Here is a 4,395-nt window from a genome sequence, read left to right on the forward strand (position 1 = left end):
ACACAAGGAACTAATTCAGCATCACGTAAGGCTTTAGTAGACTTCTTGCCCACGCTTTCTCTTTTTGTACCTTGAATTGTAATTGATTTCATTATAATATATTAAATAATTTTAAGGGTGCAAAGATATCATTTTTATTTTTAAATAATAAATTTATCGCTGATTGATTTGTGCTGGTGAACCATTTTCATTACATCAGCAAAAAGTTCTGCACAAGACAACACTTTAATCTTCGATGACAATTCAGTTTTGATAGGAATCGTGTCAGTAACAATTACTTCTGAAAGTTTAGAGTTCTGAATGTTTTCATATGCTTTACCTGAAAGTACACCATGTGTCGCCATTGCTCTTACACTCTTCGCTCCGTTCGCCATTAAAATATCTGCAGCTTTGCAAAGGGTTCCGGCGGTATCGATCATATCATCAATAAGGATTACGTTTCGTCCTTCAACATGCCCAATCAAAAACATTTCTTCGATGACGTTGGCTTTCTTTCTCTCTTTGTAGGCGATTACCACATCTGCTCCAAGATGACTTGCGTAATTTTTTGCTCTTTTTGCTCCTCCCATATCTGGTGACGCGATGGTAAGATCTTCTAAATTTAATTGCTTGATGTAGTCGATGAAAATAGTTGAAGCATACAAATGATCTACTGGAATTTCAAAGAATCCCTGAATTTGATCTGCATGTAAGTCCATGGTCATCACGCGGGTTGCGCCAGCTGCGGTCAATAGATTTGCTACTAACTTAGCTCCGATTGGTGCTCTCGGTTGATCTTTTCGATCCTGTCTTGCCAAACCATAGTAAGGTAAAACTACAGTGACACTTTTTGCAGATGCTCTTTTAGCCGCATCGATCATGAGTAGTAACTCAAGAAGATTGTCTGCTGGTGGAAAAGTGGATCCAATCAAAAAAACCCGTCCACCACGAACAGATTCATCCAATACGGGTTCAAATTCCCCATCACTAAATTCCTGGAAATTAATCTTCCCCATTTCTTGCCCATAGAATTGAGCAATTTTTTCCGCCAAAACTTTACTGGTTCTGGTAGAGAATAAATAACTTGCCTGATCAGCCATTTTTACTTTTTTTTAGATATGCAAATTTAAAAAAATAAAACCACTCGAAGGAATTCAAGTGGTTTTATAATTAAATGATTTTCAAATAACGATTATGGGAAAGTTACTCCTTGATAGCTATTTACGTTTACCATTGGTAAAGTTGATTTATATTTTTGATTGATCACTCTCAAAAATTCGTTAGCAATTAAGGCATAACCTCTTCCTGTAAGGTGAACACCATCTAGTGAGAATGTTCCTCCCGTAACGAAAGTTGCTGTATATTTCACTCCATCAAACTGTATTCCTGAAGATTTAGAAAGCTCTGCCATTTTCGAACTAGCGTCAACAAACGCCAATCCTTTTGCTGTAGCAATTGATTTAATGGAAGCATTATACGCTGCAGTTGCAGTTAAAACTTTTGCAGTCTCTTTTTCTGTCAATACAAAACCATCTGCTAAAGGAACTGAAGTTCCACCACCCGCAGTTGGCGTTAACACTGCAGAGGCAGTCAACAAGATATAGTCTTTAGAAGTCGTTTGTCTGTAAGAAGGAATTCCTAAGGCAGCAAGGTTGGTAAGATCTTTATCTACGATCACCGCACCGTTAGCAACACCTACTGTAAACTTGATAAATCTTTGGTCATATTCTGCCTGAGATAAATATCCCAATGCTTTAGCTTGACCCAATCCTGCGTTATACGTCGCATAGCCAGTATTCAATTGAGAAACTGTCGAAGGTTCTCCCGGAATAGGTTTTGCAGGAACTCTTGTAAAGTAAGGAATTGTTGTCACATTCGGAATGTTTGCAATAACTCCTTTTGCGCCACCTGCAGTTAATGCAGTTACATAACCATTAATTACTGAAGCAACTACGTTTGGATCAGTAATATCATTAGGTCCATAAGTTGCAGGATTAATGTTTCCTGTTTGATCTACACCAGTACCTCCACTTGTTGCATAAGAAAGAACATCGTTATTCCCGATCCAAAGCGAGAAAAATGTTGGAGCCTGAGCAACAGCATCACCAATCACGGAAGCAGTTGCACTAGAAGCAAATCTTACAAAGTAAGGATTCGCAGTTCCTGTACCTAAGCCTGCTGCACTACCATAACCTGCCAAACCTAAATGGAAAGACTTCGCACCTGGCACCCCCATATTTTGATAAGGACCAGAAGAAAAGATACTCGCCAAAGTAGTCGTGCCAGTTCCTGGAGCAACTTCTACTCCTAAAGCAGGAGTTAGAATTCTTTTATTGGTTAAACCTACAGACGGAATTCCGCCTAAGTTGTCAGCCATTAAAGGCTGTTTGAAAGCTCCACCACCAGCTAAAGCCATTTGTTGAGCCATCATCGATGGAAAGGATTCATTTTGACCATCAATATATAAAGCTCCATCTCTGTACCCAGAAGTCAGTGAGTTTCCTATCGAAACAAATTTCGTAAAGTTAGCCTGACCGTTGGTTACCTGAACGCTACTTACGTCTGTATCAAAGTCTGTTTCACAGCTTACTGTAAAAAATAATGCTGAAACAGCGATTGTTGAAATTAATATTTTTTTCATAATTAAATTAGATCTTAAAATGCGTTATATGATACCCCTAAACCGAAGTAATAAGCTTTCGCTTTCGCTTGTCCGTAGAAGTTATTGTAATCGTTTTGAACCAGTCTGCTTTTTGGAAATGCGATTCCACCAGCGATGTCTACTCCAAATCCTTTCATCAAGTTAATTCCTAAACCTGCCGTAACAACGTTTGAATCGAAAGATGGTGTTTCAGCCTGGAAATCCTTATCAGCATATGGCGATTCATCATAATAATATCCGGCGCGTGCTGCGAACATATCATTAATTTGATATTGCGTTCCAACTCTCCACGTCTGTGTATTTTTGAAATTTTTCGGACTTACTAAAATTGTTGGATCGTTCGGCTGGTTACCAATTGGTGCATTAGCGAAATCAAGTGTCAATTTGTTATATCGGTCCCAACCACTATAATTGAAATCTCCAGAAATTAACCATTTCGGCGTAAGTTTATAAGTAACCCCAACTGTATATTCATCTACTAAAGGCAGCGTTGCTTTAAATGAGTCCTTCCCAGTAGCATCCAAACCTAAATTAGGGTACAAGGCAGGAGAAATATCAAAGCTAACAACTCCGTTTTCTGCTTCCATATCAATTGGTGAACGATAAGCGATACTCACATCAAGCTTGTCAGTTGGTCGCAAATAGAACCCTACTCCAAAACCACTTCCTGAAGCTTTATCATCGGTAAGATTTAAACTTCCACCTAACTGAGTAACTGCTTTATCCCAATTTACACTTCCTTTTGCATAAATATAACTACCTCCGACAGATGCCCAAGGAGCTAATTTAAAGGAAATCATTGGCTGGAAATAAAAAGCTTTCAATTCTAAACGTTGAACGATTTCACGACCTGCCCAATCTGAAGGCCATTCTATCGTGCTTCCGAACGGTGTAGAAAAATTGAAACCCACAGATACATTGTCTAAAACTCTGTATGCAATTGCTGCATAAAGTGGAGTTCCAAGTGGATTATTCGTGTCAAAAGATTCAAGAGTTGATAAATTTTGGTACGTCACACTTGATTTCGCTCCGAACCCACCAGCTGCAATACTTAGTTTAGCGGGAATAAAAGACATTCCTGCAGGATTGAAGAAAGTAACACTCGCATCTTCTGCGTGAGCACTAGTGTGAGCCATTGCCAATTGCTTAACGCCTTGTAAAGAAACTCTAAAGCCTCCAGCTTGAGCAAGAACACCAGCTAACAATGCTGTAGTTAAAACTATTTTTTTCATAAAATCATTATTAATGTTCCAAATATAAAATTATTTTTTAAACAATTGTTAAATATTCTTAATTTATTTTAAACAAATGCTATTACATGCCTAATGTTTAAATTTCTTATATGGATAAATACCTAATAATCCTTTTATTTAAAGGGTTTAAAGAAAAAATAAAATTAACATGAATATTCCTGTTTAATTTAAATGAAATCAATAAAACCGAATCCATTTTTATTTTTTTAATTGTATGATTTACATAATAATTAATATAATGATGAATAATTCATAACGTAAATGCCAATTTTCTCATAATTAAAAAATCGATAGTGTTAAATTAGGTATCATTGAAATATACAAAAAAAATTATACTAAATTTGCAACATATAACAAAAATATAAATATGAGTTGTGGATGTAAAACATCCGGCGATTCGTCCCATTCTTGCGGAACAAAATCTGCGAATGGCTGTGAAAGTGTAGATACTTGCGGAAATAGCTATAAATTAAGCGTTTTCGATTGGCTCTCGAATATTAA

3 protein-coding genes and 1 pseudogene are annotated in these 4,395 nt (G+C 36.9%); all 4 read right to left on the bottom strand.

All coding sequences use genetic code 11. The features are described 5' to 3' along the window. A pseudogene (locus tag ACEYOS_RS13415) lies at window positions 1-92 on the bottom strand (50S ribosomal protein L25); the annotation flags it as partial. 48 nt (window positions 93-140) lie between these two features. Further along, entirely contained in the window at window positions 141-1,079 is a 939-nt protein-coding gene (locus ACEYOS_RS13420) for a ribose-phosphate pyrophosphokinase (protein WP_373710261.1), read from the bottom strand. Window positions 1,080-1,171: 92 nt separating this feature from the next. After that, window positions 1,172-2,620: a G-D-S-L family lipolytic protein gene (locus tag ACEYOS_RS13425; RefSeq protein WP_373710262.1), complete on the bottom strand. Its 1,449-nt coding sequence runs from the start codon at window positions 2,618-2,620 to the stop codon at window positions 1,172-1,174. A 14-nt stretch (window positions 2,621-2,634) separates the two neighbouring features. Beyond that, window positions 2,635-3,873, bottom strand: a complete 1,239-nt coding sequence (locus tag ACEYOS_RS13430) for an OmpP1/FadL family transporter (RefSeq protein ID WP_373710263.1) — start codon at window positions 3,871-3,873, stop codon at window positions 2,635-2,637. Window positions 3,874-4,395: the final 522 nt, after the last annotated feature.

Origin of the sequence: Kaistella sp., from assembly GCF_041824135.1 — a bacterium.
Taxonomy (GTDB): Bacteria; Bacteroidota; Bacteroidia; order Flavobacteriales; family Weeksellaceae; genus Kaistella.

Bases quoted from the DNA above. Each gene is read 5' to 3' on its own strand.
- ACEYOS_RS13420 (WP_373710261.1), bottom strand. From the start codon at position 1,079: ATGGCTGATCAGGCAAGTTATTTATTCTCTACCAGAACCAGTAAAGTT.
- ACEYOS_RS13425 (WP_373710262.1), bottom strand. From the start codon at position 2,620: ATGAAAAAAATATTAATTTCAACAATCGCTGTTTCAGCATTATTTTTT.
- ACEYOS_RS13430 (WP_373710263.1), bottom strand. From the start codon at position 3,873: ATGAAAAAAATAGTTTTAACTACAGCATTGTTAGCTGGTGTTCTTGCT.